The organism is Arthrobacter sp. DMZ02-1R, assembly GCF_057747935.1.
Genome location: NZ_CM173230.1, coordinates 4,459,444 through 4,480,635, shown reverse-complemented (window position 1 = coordinate 4,480,635; position 21,192 = coordinate 4,459,444). Strand labels below are relative to the sequence as shown.

Genomic DNA, 21,192 nt, shown 5'->3' with positions numbered 1-21,192 from the left:
CCAGTGACATTGACTGGACCCTCTCAGCGGACGTAGTCCAGCGGTGGAATGATGCGCAAAATCCACTGCGACGGACGGCAAGGGAGGGCCGCGGGGGCTTGCCCTCACCGCCGGCCCGGCCGCCGAACCTCATTCTTCCAAACCGTGCCGGAGAGCATTTCGGTCGCCGGCAGCCCCAAGGGACGGCCACGCAATGAGCCCGCCAGGGTGCTGGCAGAGAAGGCCTACACCCCCAGCGCCAACCGCGGCTACCTGACCGGCCGGGGGAAATCAAAGTCACGATACCCGGGCGGTCAGATCAGATCGCAGGACGGGCCCGGCACGGTTCCAAAGGTGGACGCCCTCGAGCCTTCGACAAAGAGGGCCTATGCAAGGCTGGAATGTCGTTGAACGCTGCTTCAACCGGCTCAACAACAGCGTGGCATCGTGACCAGAAGCGACACCTGGCGCCGCCCTCGCCTCGGCCTTTATCGGGATCAAATGGTGCGAAGCCCAGCCAGAACGACATCGAGAAGCTGCGTGAACGCAGCGTTCAAATCGAAAGGGGGGACCGTATTCGTTCCCTTGCACCAGTCATAGAGCAATCCGGAGTAGCTGTCGTAGAGCACGGTCCCAACGCGCGCGAGGGGTGCGCGTTCCGTGCCCCAACTGTAGTGAGACAGAAACCCGGAATGCCCCAACTTGGATGAGACACGCGGACAAATGCCTCAACTAACGTGAGAATGCCTCGTAATACGTGAGACAGGACAAAAACACAGCAAAACGCCCATGGACGGGTTCTCTCATCTGATTGAACTCGTCCTACTTAACTGGCATGGTCGGGTATTCATGGGCCGGGAGTAGCTGGGGTGCCCAGTTGACCGTTTGGGGTGTTGGGCCGCCGTGAGAAGCTGGCGTAATGAATCCTGGTAAGGACGTGCATTACCGACACCTCAAGAACGGAGAAGTCTTACTGCTCCAAGAACTACTCCGGCGGGCAGTCAAGGGGCTAGTAGTCGATGTTCCCTCCCTAAGGGTCGCTGACATGGACGACGGAGGCATGGGGAGCCTGCGTTTTGCATCTGCCAGCTCGGATCCGCAGTATGGACAAACGCCGTGTGAGGCTTGGTTTAAGGACGCTGACGGGGCTCCCGTTGTAGTGATTTTGAACGTTGACCAGAATGATGAATTGTTCGAACTGGACTCTTGGAAAGTCGACTTCACGGCCAGGCGCACCTTTACCGACAAGCTCAGCTCAGATCCGCGATCCGCCAGCAACAATGGAGTGACTCCTCATCGGAGGGTTCTGCTATCCATCAGGATTTGAAGCTCTCGCATCCCACCTACGCGCCCGTGGTTTAACTGGGCGAGAGTAGCCAGGGATAATTGCATCGTTTGCAGCATGACTGGGTAGCCTTCTGGGCCAGTTATCGGGAGATACTCGGATCATGACGCGATTGGAGTTCTGGCCGGACTATGGTTCCGGACCTTTGTGGACTAACGAGGGGAAGCCTGTCGATCTGGGATCGCTCGGTATTTCGCCCGAACTTACTGAACGGGTCAGGTTGTGGAACTCGCAGTATGAAGAGGAGAGAATTCCGCTCGATGGTCCGGGAAATGCGGAGTGGATCGCCAAGGGTGTGGTTCTGCTGCACGAGTTGCGCACCGATTTGGGCCCCGGTGTCGAGGTCGTAGTGACGGAGCCTTGGTGGGGAGAAGCAACGTATTTGTCCCAGGAACTAACCCGCGGAGAGTGACTATGAATACGAAAGCCAAAGTCGAAGTGGACCTGGCTGACGAGGAGCGGAAGCTCCTTTGGCGGGGCATCCTGGAGTGGGGCGGGCCAGCGCAATGCACCGAGGCAATGGCCATCGCGATGGGTTTTCGTGGCGTCGCGGACTTGTTGGACGAGGGCAATCGGATTGCCGATGATCTCCGAGCGGGGCGAGCCCTGACAAAGTTCGACTGGCGCCGCGCGCTGCTGGCCACCGAGGTCGTCTTCGCCAGCGACGTTTTAGGTTCTGGAATCGACTGGTCGATCACCACGGGCATGGACGATTGCGAAACGGTGAAGATCCTGAGGTCGGTGCAGCGCAAGTTGATGGCGTCTTGGGCCACTCGACCTTGATGACGGCTCTAATGGCTGTCTTTGAAAGTCTTTGCCGCTGCGATGTATTGGGCGTAGGCAGATGCTGAGTCGGTGGCGTGGCGTTCGATGGTGGTGGGGGAGTAGCCGAGGGTTTCGGCAATGATGGCCACGGGTGCGAGTTTGGTGAGTTCGTGGAGTGTTCCGAGTCGTGCTGCCCGGGTGCTGAACAGCCTGCTCAGGCGCGTTGTGAGGTGCCCGTCCTCACCCAACCGGCCCTGCAGAAAAGGCACCGGCGTCGTCGGGCGCACGTCCAGATTCGGCGCGGACTCCCGGACCCCGGCGCCCAGCTGCGCGCCGAATTCGATGCCCAGCTGGTTCATGGTCTTGACGTTTGAGTAGCGACCGCACATGCAGATCCTCCTGGAGGGACTTCGTTGCACTGGTCCTTTGGCAGCGGAACGGCTCCAAGGAACGAAAGGTCCCATCTGATGGGGGACCAGACGGGACCTTCCAACGATAACAACGCACGCCGGGAATGTGCAGGGGCGTCCTACGTCCGCGTGAGGTCAGGCGTACTCTGGACGGACTTCACATCAGGAAGGGCCCCGGACAGGAAAGGCGGCATTCACCAGCATGAGCCTCAAAGACGAGTGGGACCGACTCGATTCCGGGACCCGGACCTGGCTTCTGGAAAATCCCGCATGTCTGCTACTGCCACCCGCCATGTCGGCCAAGATCACCAAAGACGCACGCACAGACATGGCGTGTGACCGGCACGGGCAGGTCGTACTTTCCGCGGAAGACCACGGTTTTATCCGGGAAAAAGCAGAGGCCGCCGGAAAACCAATCCACCTTCCTGTGAGGGAATACCGGTTCTTCGACACTGCGCCTTTACCGGTCATCACCACAGCGCCGTCCGGAAGAAGCGCCGCCGCTTCGCCGGATGAGGCTGAGTAGGTCAGGAACGGGTTGTACCCAGTGGGGACAGCTTTGAGCTGCGCGGAGGGCTCCACCTGACCTCCAGTGGGCATAACCCGTCCTAGAGCCGCTGTGCTCCGATCCGGACTCCTAAATTCGTGGCTGGTCGGCACCGTCTACCGATCCGCCTGGCAGCGGGCAGACCCTCGTCTGCCTTGGTCCGGCTTCTCAAGAACAAGCCTCTTAACCCCATTGCGTTGCCCCCTGGTCTTGGGAAAGCGCCCTTCCAGCCACCCCAATGTTTTGCTTCGACTGGCGGGACATTTCCACCGTATCAATCACTTGGTTTCCGCTGCGCTGCAACCAGGTGATGAGGCGTCCACTGCGCGGCCGGCTGTGGGGTCCATGGCGGCCCTAGCTGAGCTCCGGACCCCCTGAACCTTGGTGTGTCTACCGATGCTCCTATAGGCGTCAAATCGGGATTATGGCTGTTGCCGGATGAGCGTGAGCCGTGCGCTGGCGAAAGATGGGTGATCGTCAATCGGCGGCTGCCTAAAAGTACGCTCAAGTACCTGGCCCGTCACGAACAATGGAACAGGATCCGGCGCTAACGGCTCTGGCTCGTTGTCCGGGGGCGTAAAGATACCGTTGATTGCCAGCTGAACGGTTCCCGACCCGCCGTCCGAACCACAGACGTCCATGCCGCCATCCCTGGTATGAATCCGCCCGATTCAGTCGTCTTGCAAGCCGTGAGATGCGAGACTTCTCGTTGAGTGGGCGTGCTTCGTCTGTGGGAATGCGGATTTGTGAACCGCAACAGTAAATGGCCGGTTTGCACAGCGCTACGTGGCCGATGAGGAGCGCATCGCTTGCAGTGGCGGTACTGAACGTTGGCCCAGCACAAGAGCGAGGCGGCACTCTGCTGTACCAATGCATTATTGCCGTCCACAACGCGTGGTTCTCCATTCCACGACCCACCGCAGCTGACTCAGGCGCGCGCACGCAGGCCTTCCGTGAGGAAGTCGAGGAGGCGGGTGCGCTGGGCGAGGTCGGTGGAGTCGCGGGTGGCGAGGAAGATGCCAACGAGGGTGGTGGTGACGTCGTCGGCCGGCACGTCGGCGCGCAGGATGCCGGAGTCAGCCCCTGCGCGGAGAAAGAGGTCGATGGCCTCGTTGATGCGGTCACGCGTGCGCGCGGTGGCGGCGCTGAGGCCGCTGGCGCGAAGCGTCTCTGCCATACCTCGCTTGGCGGCGACGAACAGAGCGTAGCGGTCTACCCATGTGCGGAGGGCCTCATCCGCTGGCAGGGTCGATAGCAGCTGCTCGGCGGTCTCGAAGAGCGCATCGAGCTCTGAGGAGTAAACCGCGGCCGTCAGGTCTTCGCGGGTGGAGAAGTTGCGATAGAGGGTGCCGATCCCGACCCCGGCCGTGCGGGCGATGGCCTCGAGGGAGGCGTCTTCGCCGGTCGTGGAGAAGGCCGATCGCGCCGCTTCCAGCAGGGCAGCGCGGTTGCGGGCCGCGTCCGCTCGCGGCGCACGGCCGCGAGTAGAGGCGGCAGCAGAGGTGCTGGCAGACGCGGAAGCGACGGGCTGAGTTGTCAAAGCGGAGGCACCTCCATATAGTGGCACATAGCGGAGGATCCTCCGTTTATATCTGAGTATACGAGAGAAGTCCCATGACTACACAGGTAGCCCGACCCGGCGGAACCTTTGGCCTCGGCCGCCACACCGTCTCCCGCATCGGCTACGGCGCCATGGCACTCGAGCGCTTCGGCCGCGACCCGGATGCCGGAGTGCGGTTCCTGGAGACGGCCGTCGACCTCGGGGTCGACCACATCGACACCGCCGACTTCTACGGCAACAGCCTCGCCAACGACATCATCCGCCGGGCGATCGGTCCCGAAAGCGATGTCGTCATCGCCACGAAGGTGGGCGCCGTGAATAACCCCGGCGGCGCGATCCCCCTCCGGCCCGCCCAAAAACCGGCCGAGCTGCGCGCGGCGATCGAAGACAACCTCCGCACCCTCGGTCGCACGCGTCTCGACATCGTGTACCTTCGGCGTCTCGACGTAGGCCCGGGCATCACCGCCGAAGGTGACCAAGTGGTCAACCTCGACGACCAGCTCGCCGAGATGACGGCCATGCGCGAGGAGGGCCTCATCGGCGCGATCGGCATCAGCGCCGTCACGATCGACGGCCTGCGGCGAGCATTGCCGGCCGGCGTCGTAGCAGTACAAAATGCATACGGCCCCGTCGCCCGGCGGTTCGAGCCGATGCTCGATCTCAGCATCGCGGAGGGCATCGCATGGGTCCCGTTCTTCCCGCTCGGCTCCTCGTTCGCCGGCCTGCCGAAGGTAGTCGAGCAACCCGAGGTTCAAGATGCAGCGGTGCGGCTAGGCGCGTCATCGTCGCAGGTGGGCCTCGCGTGGCTCTTGCGGCATGCGCCGAACGTGCTACTCATCCCCGGCACGAGCAGTGCCGAACACTTGGCCGAGAACGTCGCCGTCGGTGAAGTGCAGCTCGACGACGCGACGATTGCAGCACTCGACGGTCTCTGGGCCGAACGCTTCGAGACGGCAACGGAGGCGTCGCCGCAATGGAGTGAGTAAGGCGGCACCTGCCGTACCCTCGGTCAGGGCGAACGCAGGGCTGCGCCGACGACGAACTCAAGTGCAGTTCTCGCGAACGGCGATGTGTGAGCCGTGGACGACCGTCCATGTGTGACTGTTAACTTCGTTTGGCGGCTTTTTCGCAGGTTCGTTTGGCGGCTTTTTCGCAGGTTCGTTTGGCGGCTTTTTCGCAGGTTCGTTTGGCGGTTTTAGCTGATGCCGATAGTTAGACTCGAAACGAAATCTGTTAGTGACGTTGATCGCTCTTGTGTCGAGTCGAGGGGCAGGGCGCCATAAGCCATTGCTTCATAGGCGCGTCGACATCCATCCGGCTAGATCCACGTCGCGCACGTCACAAAAGTTACTCTGCACGCATCATTGCGACAGTGGCCCGCTCGTCTGGCCTCGTGGGTGGTCGGTGAAGAGCGTCCATTGCGGTGACGGTGGCCAGACCGGCGATGAGGATGACACAGCCGATGAGAGCGGAGGCCGTGAGGTGCTCGTGGAGCACGAGGACTCCGAGGGCTGCAGCCAGGAGTGGTTCGGCCAGGCTCAGGGTTCCCGCGGTCTGCGCGGTGGTGCGGTGCAGGCCATAGATGAACGCGGCGTAGGCGGCGGTGGTGCCGGCCAGACCGGTCCAGGCGATCAGCAGGAGCGAACCGGGATCGGTCAGGTGCTCAGGGTGCAGAGCCATCAGCGGCGAGAGGGCGAGTCCGGCGATCACCAGGGTGGTGGTGGTGGCCGGGAGTGCGGGCACGCCGGCCTGGAGGAAACGTTTGGCTGCGACAGCGTATACGCCGTAGCAGGTGCCGGACACCAGGGCGATCCCGATCCCGGCGATGCTGGGCGGCGTCGCTGTCCAGGGATTGAGCAGCACCGCGCATCCGATCACGGCGGCGAGGGTGCCGATCACCCATCCGGGGGTGAACCGTTCGCGAGTCACCCATCGCGCGCACAGACCGGTGGCGGCCGGTGCGACGCCGAGGGCGATGGTGGTGCCCAGGGCGGCGCCGAGTTGGTGAACGGCGTGCATGAATGTGATCTGGTAGACACCGGTGGCCAAGGCCGCCAGCAGCACCCAGCCGATCACCTCACGGCGTAGGACTTGCCGCCACGCCGCGGGCTTGGGGCAGAACACGGCCAGAACAAGCCCGCCGATGAGGAGACGCGCCACGCCCAGGGCGCCGGGGTCTGCGGCCGAGGAGGCGAGTACCTGGCCGGGGCCGACGGTGCCCCACAGGGCCGCGGCACCCAGCACCGCGGCCGCTCCGCCGGCGCGGGTGCGCGCCTGAGGAGTTACGGCGGGGGTGATCGTGGCGGTCATGGCAGCAATCCCATGCCGCCGACGATGCGATCGACACGCTTGCGGGGGCCGACCAGGCTGACGGCGGCATAGTCGATCTCGCTACCGGCAAGGGTGGCGAGCCGGTTGAGGTAGTCGTCGTAGACACGGGTCTCCTGCGCCGCCCGTGGCATGTCGACAACGAGGAGATCGTCACGTCCGCCGGCCTGGTCGCGTACCTGTCGGAGCTTATCGGTCCCGGCGGCCAGGATCGTGCATCCCGACCATGGCAGCCCCGCATGGACTGTGCCGCCTGCATCGGCACCTCCGTCGGCGAGCAGTCCTGGGACGGCGGCCGCAGTCGCGGCAGCGACGCAGGCCGCGGCGTTCACGATCTGGCCAGGCGGCAGCGTGCTGTCAACCACGATGACCCACTTCAGCCGGGCCGAGCGGGTGGACTCGCTCGTCCGGACTTCGTCCGCCGCGAAACCTACGACCTGTTCACTCATCCTAAAATCACCCTCATATGACGTACTAATAACGTTGATACTAAACAAGTTTATTCTCAAACACGCTTTACATGTTGCAATCCGTATATAATCCGGCTACGCTCGAGGCATGACCGTTCTGGATGAACTTGATACGGCGATCCTGCGGGAACTTCAGTACGATGCACGGCGCACCAACCGCGATGTGGCCGCGGCGGTCGGCGTGGCACCCACAACCTCGTTGGATCGCACACGCTCACTCCGCGAACGCGGAATCATCACCGGCGCGCGCCTTGAGGTGGACCTCGCCAAGATCGGCAGGCCCGTCCAGGCCCTCGTCGCGGTCCGGGTCCGCCCCCCGACCCGGGCCAACATCGGGGGCTTCCGCGAATGGGCAGCCAGCCTGCCCGAGGTACTGGGAGTGTTCGTCACCAGCGGCAGCGAAGACTTCCTAATACACGTCGCCGTGCCCGACAACGACCACCTCTACGCCTTCGTGATCGATCGCCTGACAGAGAAGCCGGAGGTAGCCGACGTGCGGACCTCAATCGTCTACGAGCACATCCGCCCCACCACGGTCCTCCCCGACTCCAGCCTCACCGGCTGAACGCTCCGAGCAATCTGCCAACAACGACCGTTGAAAGGCATACCAGAGCTGTGTCATATTCGACCGGTTCCGAGACGAACCCGAACCCAGGCAACGCGCCGAGCCAAAACCGCCCACAACCCGTCTCACAACAGGCCAGGGTATGCAGGTGTTGTGAGACGGATTGTGCGACAGTAAACGAATGGCAACCAGGCATTTCAATCTCATCGGCTACACCCGCGTCTCCACCAACGGACAAGACGCCCAGCTCCAACGAGATGCCCTTGAAGCGGCCGGCTGCGGGCGGATGTTCGAAGACAAAATCTCCAGCCGCGCCACCGCCCGCCCCGGGCTCGCCGAAGCCCTCGACCACCTCCGGCCAACAGATACCCTGTGCGTGTGGAAATTGGACCGCCTCGGCCGGTCGGTGAAGGAAGTCCTCACCATTGCCGACGGCCTCCACGACCAGGGAGTAGGCCTTCGCATTCTCACCGGAGCCCTGACCGGGACCTACAACCCGACCGGGGAAGGGAAATTCTTCTTCGTCATGATGGCGGCGTTCGCCGAACTCGAGCGCGACATGATCCATGAACGGACCATGGCCGGCCTCGCGGCCGCCCGGGCTCAAGGCCGCACCGGAGGCCGCCCAACGGTCATGGATACCGATACCCTCGCCGCCGCCCGGGCCAGACACGCCAACGGGGAAAGTCCCACCCGGATCGCCAAAGCACTCGGCGTATCCCGCGCGTCCATCTACCGCCACCTACCAATCGGCAACCCCCGAACCGTGCCACCGGGACAGAATCCTTAGCGCCAACCACTGTTCCCCTGCAGGTCAGACCCCTACCCGGCCCCGTTAGCGCCGGATCCTGTTCCATTGTTCGTGATGGGCCTACCTCCGCCGTGGAGCTCCCCAAGCTGATGTTCAAGTGCCCGAACGCGCCGAAGTCTCCGCCGTACGGTGACCTCACCTGTCACCGCTAGGACTGCATAAAAAAGCGCACTGATCCAGTAAAACCAGGCACCATCCGGGTCAGCGACTGAGTCATAGATGTTTAGGGCGATGACACCAGCCACCAAAGTGGGTCCCACCCAGCGGCCGGACATCAAATCTCGCCGCCTCTTGCTAAGCGCCGGACCCCAGTCAGCAAAGAGACTGACGAGGGGAAGATCGCCCGTGCGCAGCGCCAGCTCCAGTGCGGCGGTCTGCTCGTCGCTGAGCTTGTCCCCGTCCTTGGGGACAGCTTTCATGAAGAGCGGGGAAAGGAGATTGAATACCGTGAGCCCAACGGAAAAGACCACCCCCCATGGCCACAACTGGTCCCGGAATGATGTTCCAGGATTCAAAGCGACTTGAACGGCGACCCAGACTTGGGCCATCGCTGCGAACTGGAGCGCAGTGGCTGCCCAGAAGGCTGGTCGGGTCAGCATCCGGCTCGCAGTCTTCTTCATCTGCTCTAGGCCCCCATAAGGTCATCGACCATGTCAGCGTTCCGTCAGGAGGACTCTACGCCTCCTCAACGCCTGACAATAGGAACTTGATTGCGGCGTTAACCTCAGGGGCGGGTCGTGAGGTCGCTTCAACCAGTATTCGGGCGTCCGCTTCGTGGCCGGCTGTTGGGTCCAGGGCGCGCCGTCGCAGAGCTCCGTGCACCCTGGCCCTAGGCGTCAACTTGCGCTTTGGAGTGTTTGTTCGGTTAGCCATTGGCGGTAGTTCGTGGCGAGGGTGTCGTTGCGGAGGAGGCCTCGTTCCAGGAGGGAAATTTTGGAAGGCCATTGGCCAAGTTCGCGGGCTGCGGTCGTGATGGTGCAACCTAGTGTGGTGCGCAGTTGGCGCAGATCAGTGTTGTCTGGAGCGGCTTGCGGGTTGGTAATCTGCCGGTAGATTTCCCGGGCTGCGTAGCGTTTGAGGCAGCGCATGATTTCCCGTTTGCTCTTGCCCTCCGCGGTACGTTTGGCCACGTAGCTCTTGGTCCGTTGGCACGAAGCCATACGGACCAGGACGACCTGATACAAGGCATGGTTGGCGTTGCGGTCACCGCCTCTGCTGAGCCGGTGGCGGGTGGTTTTGCCCGAGGATGCCGGTATGGGCGCAACCCCGACGAGGGCAGCGAACTGGGCCTCATTTCCTATGCGGTCGGGATTGTCTCCTACGGTGACCAGGAGCTGGCTGGCTACTTCTGTTCCAACACCTGGAAGGTCACAGAGCATCGGCGCGTAGCTGTCCAGGATCTCCTGAAGCGCCGCGTCAGCGGTGGCGATTTCTCCCGCGAGTGAATGGCATCGGTTGGCCAGGGCCTTCAGTGTCAGCAGACATACGTACTCGGGGTCAGCCATGTGGCCTGAAGGTCGGGTGCGCTGCAGGGCCGTGATCATTGCCGCGGTGCCCAGCCCTCTGTACTTTGCCCTGAGTTTGTCCGGAGCTGAAACGAGAAGACCCTTGATCTGATTGACGGCCGCTGTTCGGGCCTTCATCGCCGACGTGCGTCCGGCGCGCAGGATTCGGAGGCATTCAACGGGGCCGTCTTTGGCCTTGGGGACCGATTTGGTCCGGCCGTCGAGTACCGATTGGGCGGCCTGGTAGGCGTCCAACGGATCGGACTTGCCCTTCAGCCGGCGCGCTGCCCGGTTCGGACGGTTCACCTCCAGCACACAAAGACCTTCACCACGCAGGGTCCTGGCGATTTCGGCCCCGTAGGATCCTGTCCCTTCGACGCCTACGGCCGTGACCGTGCCATAGCCGGTGATGAACTCCACGATCTTGCGGTATCCGGATCCCACGGCCAGGAATTCCCTGTCCGCGAGTGGCTTGCCGTGTTCGTTGATGACGGCCACGTGGTGTGTGTCGGAGTGGGTGTCGATGCCGGCGATGACGTTGGTTGGTTCAGTTGCCAAGGTGGAAGAGGCCCCCAGTCGAGTTCGATGGCTGATGAGTCGGGGGCGGGCCAGGTCCCTACGTGTCAGGCTCCTATGAAGTCATGTCCGCCTGGCACATCACCCCCTTTGATGGACCTTGAGCCGGCGAACAAATCGTCGGTAAGACAGTGCCGCCAGGCACGTCAGTTTTTTGCTGAGTCACGCCGGCTCAAGACCTTTTCCAGTATTACCGTTTTTTGGCAGCTGTCCTCCGGGCTTTCCCGCACACCTGTGGACGACCGGACCCACTTGACCGTCTGCACACAACCACCACGTCATCATCCCCAGCGCACGTCACCCTGGTAAGCGGTGGCTGTGCACAGTCTCCGCAAAGCTCATTGAAACGCTCAACATATTCCTCAACACGGAAACGACAGCCAAATATAATAGCTACAGCGGCTGCATCTCCCTGCTCCGGGGTGATCGTCGCGGCAAATATAACAGTCTCGCTGAAGTTGGTCAGAACTGCCGCGGGCAGCAGTTCTCCACCAGCTACACCCTGCCGTTCAGCAAGGCTCACATGATCGACTGGATCAACGACAAACAGTACTGGCAACCGGCCCTGCACCAGTCCGGAAACGACCGGAGCGATGCGTGGGTCATCAACGCCACCGACATCATCCCGCTCCAGGACTATCCGCCGGGCACGAACCTGTTCCTGCGCGCCGAGCCGCTGAACCCCGGGGCGCAGTCGACCCTGCTCGATACCGACGGGCACCGGATCACCGCGTTCCTGACCAACCCACCGCGCTGGCAGGGACCGTTCCTGGATGCCCGGCACCGGGCCCGGGGCCGGTGCGAGAACTGGATCAAGACCCTGAAAAACGCCGGACTGGGCAAGCTGCCGTTCTTTGACTTCGCCGCGAACCAGGCCTCGGCGGACAGCGCTGCCCTGGCCTTCAACCTCGTCTCCTGGATGCAGCTCGCCGCCCTCCCGGACGGCCACCACGCCAAAGCCTGGGACATCAAACGCTGGCGCTACCGGCTCTTCGCGACAGCCGGGAAAATCATCACCCGCGCCCGACGCCACCAGCTGCTCCTGCCGGAATTAGCCCCCGAGAAAGACCTCCTGAAACTGCTCCTGGAAAACACCGGGCGCCTCAATCAGCTCCTGCCTGCCCCCGGCTGATCAGACCCACATCCCGTCCCGACGATCAGCCCCATCACCGAAAGTGCAACCGGCGCCAACCCCAAGCGAACCAACGGGGCCACCTCAGACCGCCCGGAAACAGAAAACAGCCGCCGACCAAACCGCCGGCACGAACCAACGACCATCACCCACCGTCATGAAGAATCGGGGTTAGCTGACCGTCAGGACCGTCTTGCCGAGGAGCTTGCCATTTTCAGCGTCTTCGTGAACGGCGCGCAGTTCCTGCAGCGGCCTGCGGTCGACGATGTTGAGTTTGATCCGGCCCTGATCCAGGCGCGACACCAGGTCGGACAAGTGGGAACCGTTTGGCGTCACCCACACACTCGCTGTCCGCACCGTGCGCTCGTCGTCGGCTGGCACGGCTCCAGCCGAGCTGACCGCAATACCGCGGTCAGCGACGTAGGCCGTCAGTTTCGCCAGACCCTCCGGGTCGAGGCGGACGTGGTTAATCACGACGTCGAAGGGCCCGCCCACGGCCAATGGGCCCGCGTCGAGATCCAGGGGGCCGACGAACTTGGAGGCGCCGTTCTCGAGCAGACGGTCGGCATGCTGCGGCCCGTCGACGGCGGTCACCGTCGCGCCGGCGTCGACGGCGAGTTGCACGACGATGCTGCCCACTGCGCCTCCTGCGCCGTTGACCAGCACGCTCTGCCCGGCCTGGATATCGGCCAACTCTATGACGGCCTGCCGGGCCGCAAGCCCGGTCAGCGGCAGTGCCGCGGCATCGGCCAGTGGCAGTGTGCGGGGTGCGGGGGCGACGAACTCGGCTGCGATAACCGCGTACTCCGCGGCACCGCCGTGCTCGTTCAACGGGAACATCCCGATGACGAGGTCATCGATCTGGAGCCCCGTGACGCCCTCACCCAGTTCGACGATCGTGCCGGCAACGTCCAGGCCCGGCGTGATCGGGAGCGGGGTCGGGATGGCTTCTGCGAGCACGCCCAGACGGATGTGGTTATCCACCGGGTTGAACGAGGTCGCGGCTACCTTCACCAGCACTTGGCCGGGGGCGGGCACAGGGAGTCCCACCTCCTCTGCGCGCAGAACCTCGGTGCCGCCGAACTGGTGGTAACGAATTGCCTTCACAGGACTCTCCTCATGGTGTTTGTCGTTAGCGGTCCTTCGGTGATGAGGACCGGATGCTGCGCCGGGACTTGCCTAGGCAACTGAAAAGACTCTGCCTGAGTTGCCTCGGCAAGTCAAACCCGTCCAATCAGGGGTATGCTTTCGTGTCATGACCGATTCGCCCCGATGGCTCGACGAGTACCAGCAGGCGGTGTGGCAGGACCTGCTCACCGTCGTGATCGCGCTGCCAACGCTGCTCGATCGGCAGCTGGAACGCGACGCCGAGACGACGAACTACGAATACAGCGTTCTCGCCCGCCTTTCAATGGCCCCAGACCTCACCCTTCGCCTCAGCGACCTGGCCGCTCAATGCGACAGCAGCCAGCCCCGGCTATCGAAGGTCATGGTTCGGTTTGAGCAACGCGGCTGGGTCAGCCGTAGCCCTGATCCGGACAACGGGCGATACACACTCGCCACGCTGACCGAAACCGGAATGCAGAAAGTGGTAACGAGCGCGCCTGGTCATGTGAATCGTGTGCGCGAGCTTGTGTTCGACCCGCTTAGCATCACGCAGCAACGCAACCTCGGAATTGCGCTCTCCCACATCGCCGGGACAGTCCGCGAACAACTCGACAACCGCAAGTGATGCTGGCCCCGGAACAGTCCCGATCGCCGTCCGGAGGACGGCGAGACTCGAGTGCCCGGGAGGTATCAGTCAAATTGTGGTGACTCTCTACTGACGTTATCGCCGACTCCTCCGGAGCATATTATGGATTTAATGATGGACTTGCGGGGCAGATTCTGGGAGCAGCCAGACGAGACCGAGACAGACGACGATGATGCCGCAGACCACGCCGACGCTGACAGTGAGCGCGTGGACCCCTCCGTTGCTGGCTGCTCGGCGGATGTACACGATCGGCAGAGCGATTGCGGCGGCAAGCTGCTGGACGGCTCTGAGAGACCCCCTGGCACTGTCAGCCTCGGCCTGGGCGACGTCTCCGATAGTGACGTCATAGATGCAGCCGAAACAGGCGCCCATCCCAGCGCCGAGGATCAGAATCGAGGGAGCGGTTAACAATGCGTTGACCTGGATTCCGGCCAAGAGCACAGTCACGAATAGTGCGGCAGCTCCGATTAATGAAACGACAAGCCCCGACGCCTCCAACGCACCCCACACTCCACGGCCCCTGCAACCGGAATGTCCCGAATCTGGTGGAGACGCTGTTCCTTTCGCCGCGATGCCACATCGCCACACGGGTGGGACAGCCCGGTGGCTGGTCGGTTTCGACAACGATACGGCCCCGGCCATCGGACAACACAGCGACGGAGCCGACGCGGTAGTCGGGCGGTTGAAGGTGCGGGTGGCAGCGTCACCCGCCGCCCGGTAGGCTCATTCAAGGCTGGTGATTCTGTTGCAGATTGAATGCCCTGACATACTCATCCCAACAGGGCCACGGGCCATTCCATCACCCCCACCAACCACGAAGAGCCGCGTAATTCCTCGGAGCTGTTATTGCCATTGCTGGTAATGTTTGGGGCCAAGCAGGATTGGCGAACATATGAATGAGATTGATGCTGCGGACGACTCGTCCGGGGCGCGACCCAGCGCAGTCGAGTTGTTATCTAACCTCTGTGGTCTCTTTATGGACCCAAGCATCGGCGATATGGCCGGCCGCGACCTTCCTGCAGTGATCCCGTTATACGTGCTCGCGCAACTTGGCGTCTCGGCAAACGCGACTCGGATGGCCCTCTCTCGTCACGTTGACCGTGGGCTCCTCACGAAGACCAATGCCGGTCGTGCTGCGGCTTACGCCATTACGGCTGCGGGCATGCAGATCATCGGCGAAGATGGCACACGAGTTCGTGCTCGCGCACCATTTGCGGCAGCGTCTGCGGTGTGGACGCTGGTCAGTTTTTCGGTTCCGGAGGAGCGCCGCGACTTACGTAATCGGCTGAGAACGCATCTCACTCAATGCGGGTTTCGTCCCCTCCGCGACGGGCTGTGGGTGGCATTGGATAGCTTTTCGGCGGAATTGGTAACTCGCAGGCTGGATCCAGACCTTATCGCAAATGCCAATCTCGACATTTTCATTGGCACTTCGCATCTAAGCACCGGCCTTTCGGACCTCATCGAGAGAGAATGGAACACCGACGAACTCCGCAACTCACACCATCGTTTCCTGGATAAGTGGGAGCACGTCGACGCTCCCCCCTTCGGGGCCCTGCCGACGTTGACGCTTCTGGGGGCGGAGTGGCTCGCGCTGCTAAAAAAAGACCCTGGACTTTCGTCGTCCCAACTGGGAACAGCCTGGCCGGGGGACCGATCTGCGGCTACTGCATGGCGGCTATACCAATCCCTCCAAGACGACGCCGCAGAACAACTCAGACAAATGATGCCGCCCACCCCTGACAGGGGAGCAAAATAGTCTGATTATTGACGACCGACAGCATTCTGTGTTAGTTTCTGCAGGCGGCGACCACCGGGGTCGGCGAGACACAGATGCAATGGAGGATCTTGATGCGAATCTCCACAACCGATCAGGTCGGTTTTTATTTTGATTCGAAGGTTTCGCTCCTCGAAAGAGTCCGCTCCATCGAGCCACTCATCGAGAATGCTGCAGAGGCGTTGGAGTTCAAACGGAGCATTCCGCAACCACTCGTTGACGCGCTCTACGACGCGCAGCTTTTCAACGCGCTGCTTTCTCGGGAGGTCGGGGGTCTCGAGGCGGATCCGATCGAGTGGCTGGAGACGATCGAGGAGATAGCACGCATAAATGGCTCGGTTGGCTGGATGGCGATGATTCAGTCGGGTATCGGACTCAGATCTATCGACCCGGCTCGGTTTGCTCGGTTTCGTGAAGTTGCAGGGGGGCGCCTCATCCTCGCGTTGAACCTCGGTCGAATGGCAGGGCGCGCCATGAAGGTCGATGGTGGCTACCGCATATCCGGGCGCTGGCCTTTTACCAGCGGTTCACCGTACGCGACCTGGCTAGGCGGAATATCGGTCGCCGCCGACGACAGCGGCAATCCGTCACTAGGCCCCGACGGGCAGCCGGAGCCGGTGATCGCAATCTGGCCCGCTGCCCAGGCCACCCTGATCGATACCTGGGATGGGCTCGGTCTACGAGGAACTGGTAGTGGCGACTTCGAAATATCTGACCTGTTCGTTCCGGATGATCAGGTGATCACGGAGTTCTCCGGCAGGCCTGTGTACGACGGCCCGGTATTCCGGATTGGGGAATTACCCGAAATGGGGCACGGTGCGCACGCGTTAGGTGTGGCCAGCAAGGCCATGAGCGACTTTGCGGACGCCGTTGCAAAAGGACCTCTGGTTGGTTCGACTCGTCAAGCCGCAATGGGTCATTCCCAACCGCATCGGATCGCATATGCGAAGGCCGACGTGCTGGTTCGTGCGGCACGCACGCTTCTCCACAAGACAGTGCGGGAGGCGTTTACGCTCGCTCAGCTCGGCAATGACCTTCCCTTAGAGTTGAAGGTGCGTCTGAGGGAGGCCAATATCTTCGCTGTCCGAGCGTCAAAAGAGGCGGTGGACCTCGTATTCGCAATGGCAGGATCGAGCGCCGTTTTCCGTGGACGAGCCATCGAGCAGGCTTTCCGGGACATTAACACCGCGGCAAACCACATCAATATGGTCGAAACGGCTTACACAACAATCGGATCGTTTCTGCTGACGGAGCACGGCGCAGGCGGTCCCGAGATCGACGGGCGGCCGTTCCTATGAAAATTGAAGAGACAATATCGAAGAAGCCAGCTCCGCTGACCGCTTCACTTTCCAGTTCGTTGGACACCACAGACTTGCGCCGAATGTTTGCCCAATTCCCCAGCGGTGTTGCGGCAATCTGCGCAGAGGTAGAGGGACAAGCGGTCGGAATGGTAGTTAGTTCATTCACATCCGTGTCGCTCCGTCCGCCCCTTATCTCCCTGAATGTCCAACTCTCATCCGAGACATGGCCAGTCATCCGAGAATCCGCGCGAATCGGTGTGAGCGTTCTTGGCGAGCATCAAGAGCAGACAAGTCGTGCACTTGCCGGCCGCGCCTCAGAACGGTTCTCACGAGTCGACTGGCACAGCACAGCAGACGGTGCGGTGTTCCTCGGGGACGGTAACGCCTGGTTCGAATGCGTCATCTGGCAAGAGGTCGACGCCGGGGATCACACCATTGTTGTTCTCGAGATCAAGCAAGGCGGTTTGCGTGTCGACCAGTCCCCTCTGGTGTTCTTCGGAAGCAGCTACCGACGCCTCTCGCCTCAGGGCTAGCGCCCGTCGGAATCGACCAATGCGCAACGGCTCCCGCAGTGGGGAACGAGAACTGGGCCAACACCTTCGCCAGGCTACGGCCAGTTCTCAAAAGATTCAGCGCGGGCTGATCGGGTGCGAACTGCACCTTATTCGCGGGGTCTGACCCGATCTGAAGGGCGATTTCATCCACCACACACCCGAGCTCGCCATCTCTCCGCCGCTGCTCATCTACATAAGCTAGTGTGTCGATGCGGGCACCCATGTCAATGGCCACCAGCGGACATTTTTGCTTGACTGTGATCCCGTCCTTACGGGGCCAGAAATACTTGACACGATCATTTGCTGGCCGCCCGGGCACAAACTATGGACCATTGACATGCGGGAACGCATCTGGTGGAGCGCTGGCTCCAGGCAGACCGCACGTTGGGCGGCCGAGTGTTGGTGACGGTCGAAAACTGAGCCATTGTGACGGCGGCGGAATTCAGCAGCCGTTGAAACGGTTCACAGTCGACGGGCTCCCCCCCCCCCCCCGAGTTCCATGGCAATCGCACGGATGCTGCGCCGGGCATGCAACAGGTCCGCGATCGTGATTCGTTCCGACTCGGAGATAAACCAGGCGGAGATCACCGCAGGCCGTTGCCGCGAAATCGGCGCGTACTTCTTGATGTCTCCGGACTTTAAGACGACCGTGTGGCCATGCCGCCATCGAGTGCCGGAGCTACGGCTGATTCCCAGTCCGGCAGGCCTCAGAATTGCCGATTCCCTGTTTCATCAGCTGATCATAGTGAGCCCGTGCAGCGTTTTTCGGAGGGGCGCCCCGGGACTTCCTTGGTCTCTTCATCTCTGCCAATTGCAACTCCTAATTCGCTCAGGTGTTGCAACGACCACTGGACGCCAAGCCCACGAAACGGCTCAGTTTTCGACCATCACTGACACCGAGCAAGGCATGAACCTCATGAACTCGACACTGCTCGGGGAAGACTCCGCCTTACCCTTCCATCAGCTCCAAGCCGAACAGATCCACGTGTTCCGCGAAGCGTGGACCGAAGCCGCACATGCGCACGCCCGCGGGCCTCTGTCGGCCGTAGCATCTTCCCAATTGTCGACGATCGCGACAGGGCGTACTTCGGGTCCCGGGGCGCAGTCCCAAGACCTGCGTTGCCAAATTGGCAGTCAGGCGGGCCTACTGGGAAATCATACGCGGATGATCCAGGCCGTCTCGCCGAGCAACTGGCCGCCGACGAAGTGATCGTCGCAGCCAACACGCTGACTGCGAGGATCAGCGCTGCCGGGCGCCCTCGTGGTGGGCTGATGTCGCCGCCATGGTCCCCACGGCTGGCCTCAATGTCATGGTCGGAGGCATCGTGGCCTCTGGCGGCAGTCTATCGAGCCAATCGCCCCGCGAATGGAGCCGGAGTCATCGCCCCCAGCTTTCTTGTACCGTCATCGCCAAAATGCTGTTCTCCCGCCGCCAACCAGAACTGACCAACACCTCAAACGACGAGGCCAGCGGCACGCTGTCCGGCAAATACCCTGACCCGTGAGCGCCGACGGGCGGCGGGCACGCGGCCACGCCGGTGTCAAGTCGACCGCAGTTTCGAAAAATTCGCCTCTCGGTGCGCGGTCGTTAGCACCCTTCGTATTGAAGAATGAAGAGGCCAGCGCCGGAAAAGTCGGTCACGTACATCAGTCCGTCCTGAGCCACGTATATGTCGGTCGAATGGATCACCTGCGGACGCCCGGGCCGATAGTCATTCCACTTTGTGGGGGCGGGCGGCACAAAGTGAGCAACATCTTTAGGCTGGAACTGGTTGGTGATGTCGAAGACGCGTACGCCGGCATTCTGGTACGTAGAGAAGATTAGATCGGAACTTTGGAATGACCCGACGCGATTTTCATGCACGTTGTGCGGACCGAAATGACCGCCTTTCGCGGCGTATTCGCGTTCATCTGGCGTTGGGAAAGTTGAAATCGTAACGGGATTCGTAGGGACCGAAACATCGAGTACCCACGTGCGCTTCAGGCCGTCGGAGCAGTTGTCGGCGATCGCCTCGTCGGGAACGATGCAAAGACCGCGATCGGGAAGAGGCAATCCGGAGTGGCTGCCCCCGCCGAATGGTGGAGCCCAGTTTCGATGTGAGATCAAAGCGGGCGCAGTCGGATTGCTGACGTCGAGCATGACGAGTCCTCCGTCACGCCAGCCGCAGTAGGCGATGTTCTCGGCAACAACGGCGTGGTGCAGCGCCCAACGATTTGTCCAGGCGGGCGTTTCCCCTCCGGCCGTCCACATGCCGGGAAACCACCATCGTCCGACCTCGAGCGGTTGGGTGGGGTCTATGAGGTCGATGACCCCGAAAATGTGATCCGTGAAGCCCCAGGGCATGATCGATGCGTACGCGTATCGTCCGCCATCCCACCACAGCCGGTGAATACCCTTTCCGTCGACTGGCATGAATCCGATTTCGCGGGGTTCTGCTGGCTTGCTGATGTCGAACACACGCACGCCTGCGGTGAAATGGCGCCCGCCGGTCTCGTTGATCGACCGCCCGTAGTAATCGCTCTCAGTCTGGTACTGCGAGTAGAAGTCGAACTCATTGATGACAAGCATGAGGTCCCCGTGGGTCTGCAGGTGAATCGACCAGGTGTTCGGGGGTGTGGGAATGAAATTCACGGTACGAGGCGACCGCGGATCGGAAACATCGATAACGCTCACGCCTCCGCTGAAAATGTGGCCGACGTATGCGTGACCGTTGGCAATCATCACTTGGCAACCGTCCCCTCGTCCGCCCTGGTCGGAATGACCGACGAAGGAGATTCCGCGTGCGCTGTCGGGTATCAAGTCAGATTTCGTTGACATGCTCATTGCCCTTCTTGGTCACCATGAACGGTCAGAACTGGAATTGCTACTGCCAATTGCTCGCGAGTCGGAGCGCTTCCCGCACGGCGGTCGGTTCATGTGACGGGTCCGTGCGGGCGAGCAATGCGATCGCGACGGTGGCGAAGTGGTGCGCGACAAGAGCGGCCGCCCGGCGTGCGTCGCGGGCGACGCACGCCTCGTATATGGCGGGATGATCGTCCATGGCGAGTGCCATGGTGGAGTGTCGTTGTCCCAGCCACATGTAGCGGAACATCTGAGCACGTTCATTCAGCCGATAGAGGTCGGATCGAATCGCCGTTGGGGCGTGCATGTAATGACACTGGTGAAAGGTGTCGTCAACCTCTCCCCAGCCGTAGTGGTCATTACGTTCTTCGGCGTCCGCGAGGTCGTCGATGATCCCCGCCATTCTGTGTAAATCGAGGTCAGTTAGTATCGGAACCGTCAGCGTTGTGCACAGCGCACTGAGAAGGATTCTCTGGGCGAACACGGCCTCGAGTTCTTCGGATGAGAACGTCGCGACCCGGGGCCGCTGATTTCGTTCAATCGTCACAAAGCCCTCCTCCTGCAACATCCGCAAGGCCTCGCGCATAGGGGTTCGACTGACGCCATATTTCTGCGCCAGCTGAACGCTGGATATGACTGATCCGGCAACGAGCTCGCCGCTGATGATGGCCTTGCGCAGCTCGTTGCGGACGTCGATCATCCTGTCACCGAGTCGAATTTTGTTCATCGCCGGAACGTTTACGCTCGCACTTTTCATCTTGTCCATGATCGCCTTCACTGTATCCACTTATGAAACAACTCTGCACCACCCCAGGGCTCGAACGCAAGAGACCTCGGCCAGGCCGCGGATTGAACGCATACCTCCAGTCATCCGATTCCTCCGCAGCACAGGGGCAGATTGCCAGTGTCTCCGGAAGTGAACCTCCCACTTCTTGCCGCCGCCTTATCTCCGCTGCCCGGAACTCCGAGAA

The 21,192-nt window shown here is 61.8% G+C and carries 21 protein-coding genes and 2 pseudogenes; 12 read left to right on the top strand and 11 right to left on the bottom strand.

Annotated elements, in window-relative coordinates:
• Positions 1–898 precede the first annotated feature (898 nt).
• The 3 genes from AC3ANQ_RS21300 to AC3ANQ_RS21290 all read left to right on the top strand — a co-directional run bounded on the left by AC3ANQ_RS21300 (position 899) and on the right by AC3ANQ_RS21290 (position 2,107).
• Positions 899–1,306, top strand: coding sequence for a DUF6984 family protein (locus AC3ANQ_RS21300; protein ID WP_488302875.1), 408 nt, complete (start codon positions 899–901; stop codon positions 1,304–1,306).
• Positions 1,307–1,427: 121 nt separating this feature from the next.
• Positions 1,428–1,736 (top strand): hypothetical protein, encoded by a 309-nt coding sequence (locus AC3ANQ_RS21295; RefSeq protein WP_488302874.1) that lies wholly within the window; start codon positions 1,428–1,430, stop codon positions 1,734–1,736.
• 2 nt (positions 1,737–1,738) lie between these two features.
• Positions 1,739–2,107: a hypothetical protein gene (locus tag AC3ANQ_RS21290; protein ID WP_488302873.1), complete on the top strand. Its 369-nt coding sequence runs from the start codon at positions 1,739–1,741 to the stop codon at positions 2,105–2,107.
• Positions 2,108–2,115: 8 nt separating this feature from the next.
• Here the strand turns inward: AC3ANQ_RS21290 and AC3ANQ_RS21285 are convergent, their stop codons facing one another.
• Entirely contained in the window at positions 2,116–2,478 is a 363-nt protein-coding gene (locus AC3ANQ_RS21285) for a hypothetical protein (RefSeq protein WP_488302872.1), read from the bottom strand.
• 223 nt (positions 2,479–2,701) lie between these two features.
• On the opposite strand from AC3ANQ_RS21285, the gene AC3ANQ_RS21280 reads away from it, so the two are divergent.
• Entirely contained in the window at positions 2,702–3,025 is a 324-nt protein-coding gene (locus AC3ANQ_RS21280) for a hypothetical protein (protein ID WP_488302871.1), read from the top strand.
• 949 nt (positions 3,026–3,974) lie between these two features.
• Here AC3ANQ_RS21280 and AC3ANQ_RS21275 read toward each other — a convergent pair.
• Positions 3,975–4,586 (bottom strand): TetR/AcrR family transcriptional regulator, encoded by a 612-nt coding sequence (locus tag AC3ANQ_RS21275; protein WP_488302870.1) that lies wholly within the window; start codon positions 4,584–4,586, stop codon positions 3,975–3,977.
• 74 nt (positions 4,587–4,660) lie between these two features.
• Here AC3ANQ_RS21275 and AC3ANQ_RS21270 point away from each other — a divergent pair, with 74 nt between their 5' ends.
• Positions 4,661–5,593, top strand: coding sequence for an aldo/keto reductase (locus tag AC3ANQ_RS21270; protein ID WP_488302869.1), 933 nt, complete (start codon positions 4,661–4,663; stop codon positions 5,591–5,593).
• Positions 5,594–5,954: 361 nt separating this feature from the next.
• Here AC3ANQ_RS21270 and AC3ANQ_RS21265 read toward each other — a convergent pair whose 3' ends face one another.
• The gene (locus AC3ANQ_RS21265; RefSeq protein ID WP_488302868.1) at positions 5,955–6,917 is read right to left on the bottom strand and encodes a DMT family transporter; all 963 of its coding nucleotides are present in this window, start codon (positions 6,915–6,917) and stop codon (positions 5,955–5,957) included.
• A complete protein-coding gene (locus tag AC3ANQ_RS21260; RefSeq protein WP_488302867.1) occupies positions 6,914–7,384 on the bottom strand; it encodes a DUF2000 domain-containing protein in 471 nt (156 codons plus the stop codon). Before AC3ANQ_RS21260 ends, AC3ANQ_RS21265 begins: the two co-directional genes overlap by 4 nt.
• 109 nt (positions 7,385–7,493) lie before the next feature.
• On the opposite strand from AC3ANQ_RS21260, the gene AC3ANQ_RS21255 reads away from it, so the two are divergent.
• Positions 7,494–7,970 carry an Lrp/AsnC family transcriptional regulator gene (locus AC3ANQ_RS21255; RefSeq protein ID WP_488302866.1) on the top strand — a complete coding sequence of 159 codons (477 nt, stop codon included), beginning with the start codon at positions 7,494–7,496 and terminating at the stop codon, positions 7,968–7,970.
• A gap of 181 nt (positions 7,971–8,151) precedes the next feature.
• Positions 8,152–8,760, top strand: coding sequence for a recombinase family protein (locus AC3ANQ_RS21250; RefSeq protein WP_488302865.1), 609 nt, complete (start codon positions 8,152–8,154; stop codon positions 8,758–8,760).
• A gap of 32 nt (positions 8,761–8,792) precedes the next feature.
• On the opposite strand, the gene AC3ANQ_RS21245 is transcribed toward AC3ANQ_RS21250, so the two are convergent.
• Both AC3ANQ_RS21245 and AC3ANQ_RS21240 read right to left on the bottom strand, forming a co-directional pair.
• The gene (locus AC3ANQ_RS21245; protein ID WP_488302864.1) at positions 8,793–9,401 is read right to left on the bottom strand and encodes a hypothetical protein; all 609 of its coding nucleotides are present in this window, start codon (positions 9,399–9,401) and stop codon (positions 8,793–8,795) included.
• A 216-nt stretch (positions 9,402–9,617) separates the two neighbouring features.
• Positions 9,618–10,844 carry an IS110 family RNA-guided transposase gene (locus tag AC3ANQ_RS21240; RefSeq protein WP_488302863.1) on the bottom strand — a complete coding sequence of 409 codons (1,227 nt, stop codon included), beginning with the start codon at positions 10,842–10,844 and terminating at the stop codon, positions 9,618–9,620.
• A 493-nt stretch (positions 10,845–11,337) separates the two neighbouring features.
• Between AC3ANQ_RS21240 and AC3ANQ_RS21235 the strand changes: the two are divergent.
• Positions 11,338–11,994, top strand: a pseudogene (locus tag AC3ANQ_RS21235) (transposase); the annotation flags it as partial.
• A gap of 171 nt (positions 11,995–12,165) precedes the next feature.
• Here the strand turns inward: AC3ANQ_RS21235 and AC3ANQ_RS21230 are convergent.
• On the bottom strand, positions 12,166–13,101 hold the full coding sequence (locus AC3ANQ_RS21230) for an NADP-dependent oxidoreductase (protein WP_488302862.1): 936 nt from the start codon (positions 13,099–13,101) through the stop codon (positions 12,166–12,168).
• Positions 13,102–13,249: 148 nt separating this feature from the next.
• On the opposite strand from AC3ANQ_RS21230, the gene AC3ANQ_RS21225 reads away from it, so the two are divergent.
• Positions 13,250–13,726 (top strand): MarR family winged helix-turn-helix transcriptional regulator, encoded by a 477-nt coding sequence (locus AC3ANQ_RS21225; protein ID WP_488302861.1) that lies wholly within the window; start codon positions 13,250–13,252, stop codon positions 13,724–13,726.
• A gap of 129 nt (positions 13,727–13,855) precedes the next feature.
• Here AC3ANQ_RS21225 and AC3ANQ_RS21220 read toward each other — a convergent pair whose 3' ends face one another.
• Complete coding sequence (locus AC3ANQ_RS21220) at positions 13,856–14,194, bottom strand: hypothetical protein (protein WP_488302860.1); 339 nt, start codon at positions 14,192–14,194, stop codon at positions 13,856–13,858.
• A gap of 445 nt (positions 14,195–14,639) precedes the next feature.
• Here AC3ANQ_RS21220 and AC3ANQ_RS21215 point away from each other — a divergent pair, with 445 nt between their 5' ends.
• From AC3ANQ_RS21215 to AC3ANQ_RS21205, 3 genes are all read left to right on the top strand, one after another.
• Positions 14,640–15,506, top strand: a complete 867-nt coding sequence (locus tag AC3ANQ_RS21215) for a PaaX family transcriptional regulator C-terminal domain-containing protein (protein ID WP_488302859.1) — start codon at positions 14,640–14,642, stop codon at positions 15,504–15,506.
• Between the two features lie 92 nt (positions 15,507–15,598).
• Positions 15,599–16,822: an acyl-CoA dehydrogenase family protein gene (locus tag AC3ANQ_RS21210; RefSeq protein ID WP_488302858.1), complete on the top strand. Its 1,224-nt coding sequence runs from the start codon at positions 15,599–15,601 to the stop codon at positions 16,820–16,822.
• Positions 16,819–17,358, top strand: a complete 540-nt coding sequence (locus tag AC3ANQ_RS21205) for a flavin reductase family protein (protein WP_488302857.1) — start codon at positions 16,819–16,821, stop codon at positions 17,356–17,358. Before AC3ANQ_RS21210 ends, AC3ANQ_RS21205 begins: the two co-directional genes overlap by 4 nt.
• 510 nt (positions 17,359–17,868) lie before the next feature.
• On the opposite strand, the pseudogene AC3ANQ_RS21200 reads toward AC3ANQ_RS21205, so the two are convergent.
• The 3 genes and pseudogenes from AC3ANQ_RS21200 to AC3ANQ_RS21190 form a co-directional block, all read right to left on the bottom strand.
• Positions 17,869–18,112, bottom strand: a pseudogene (locus tag AC3ANQ_RS21200) (IS30 family transposase); the annotation flags it as partial.
• An 855-nt stretch (positions 18,113–18,967) separates the two neighbouring features.
• Complete coding sequence (locus AC3ANQ_RS21195) at positions 18,968–20,197, bottom strand: LVIVD repeat-containing protein (RefSeq protein WP_488302856.1); 1,230 nt, start codon at positions 20,195–20,197, stop codon at positions 18,968–18,970.
• Between the two features lie 46 nt (positions 20,198–20,243).
• Positions 20,244–21,008 (bottom strand): GntR family transcriptional regulator, encoded by a 765-nt coding sequence (locus AC3ANQ_RS21190; protein ID WP_488302855.1) that lies wholly within the window; start codon positions 21,006–21,008, stop codon positions 20,244–20,246.
• Positions 21,009–21,192: the final 184 nt, after the last annotated feature.

What these genes read in the sequence shown, in the direction of transcription:
- AC3ANQ_RS21255 (WP_488302866.1), top strand. Translation starts at nt 7,494, where the DNA reads ATGACCGTTCTGGATGAACTTGATACGGCGATCCTGCGGGAACTTCAG.
- AC3ANQ_RS21300 (WP_488302875.1), top strand. Translation starts at nt 899, where the DNA reads ATGAATCCTGGTAAGGACGTGCATTACCGACACCTCAAGAACGGAGAA.
- AC3ANQ_RS21280 (WP_488302871.1), top strand. Translation starts at nt 2,702, where the DNA reads ATGAGCCTCAAAGACGAGTGGGACCGACTCGATTCCGGGACCCGGACC.
- AC3ANQ_RS21205 (WP_488302857.1), top strand. Translation starts at nt 16,819, where the DNA reads ATGAAAATTGAAGAGACAATATCGAAGAAGCCAGCTCCGCTGACCGCT.
- AC3ANQ_RS21270 (WP_488302869.1), top strand. Translation starts at nt 4,661, where the DNA reads ATGACTACACAGGTAGCCCGACCCGGCGGAACCTTTGGCCTCGGCCGC.
- AC3ANQ_RS21225 (WP_488302861.1), top strand. Translation starts at nt 13,250, where the DNA reads ATGACCGATTCGCCCCGATGGCTCGACGAGTACCAGCAGGCGGTGTGG.
- AC3ANQ_RS21290 (WP_488302873.1), top strand. Translation starts at nt 1,739, where the DNA reads ATGAATACGAAAGCCAAAGTCGAAGTGGACCTGGCTGACGAGGAGCGG.
- AC3ANQ_RS21215 (WP_488302859.1), top strand. Translation starts at nt 14,640, where the DNA reads ATGAATGAGATTGATGCTGCGGACGACTCGTCCGGGGCGCGACCCAGC.
- AC3ANQ_RS21195 (WP_488302856.1), bottom strand. Translation starts at nt 20,197, where the DNA reads ATGTCAACGAAATCTGACTTGATACCCGACAGCGCACGCGGAATCTCC.
- AC3ANQ_RS21210 (WP_488302858.1), top strand. Translation starts at nt 15,599, where the DNA reads ATGCGAATCTCCACAACCGATCAGGTCGGTTTTTATTTTGATTCGAAG.
- AC3ANQ_RS21250 (WP_488302865.1), top strand. Translation starts at nt 8,152, where the DNA reads ATGGCAACCAGGCATTTCAATCTCATCGGCTACACCCGCGTCTCCACC.
- AC3ANQ_RS21265 (WP_488302868.1), bottom strand. Translation starts at nt 6,917, where the DNA reads ATGACCGCCACGATCACCCCCGCCGTAACTCCTCAGGCGCGCACCCGC.
- AC3ANQ_RS21285 (WP_488302872.1), bottom strand. Translation starts at nt 2,478, where the DNA reads ATGTGCGGTCGCTACTCAAACGTCAAGACCATGAACCAGCTGGGCATC.
- AC3ANQ_RS21245 (WP_488302864.1), bottom strand. Translation starts at nt 9,401, where the DNA reads ATGAAGAAGACTGCGAGCCGGATGCTGACCCGACCAGCCTTCTGGGCA.
- AC3ANQ_RS21295 (WP_488302874.1), top strand. Translation starts at nt 1,428, where the DNA reads ATGACGCGATTGGAGTTCTGGCCGGACTATGGTTCCGGACCTTTGTGG.
- AC3ANQ_RS21260 (WP_488302867.1), bottom strand. Translation starts at nt 7,384, where the DNA reads ATGAGTGAACAGGTCGTAGGTTTCGCGGCGGACGAAGTCCGGACGAGC.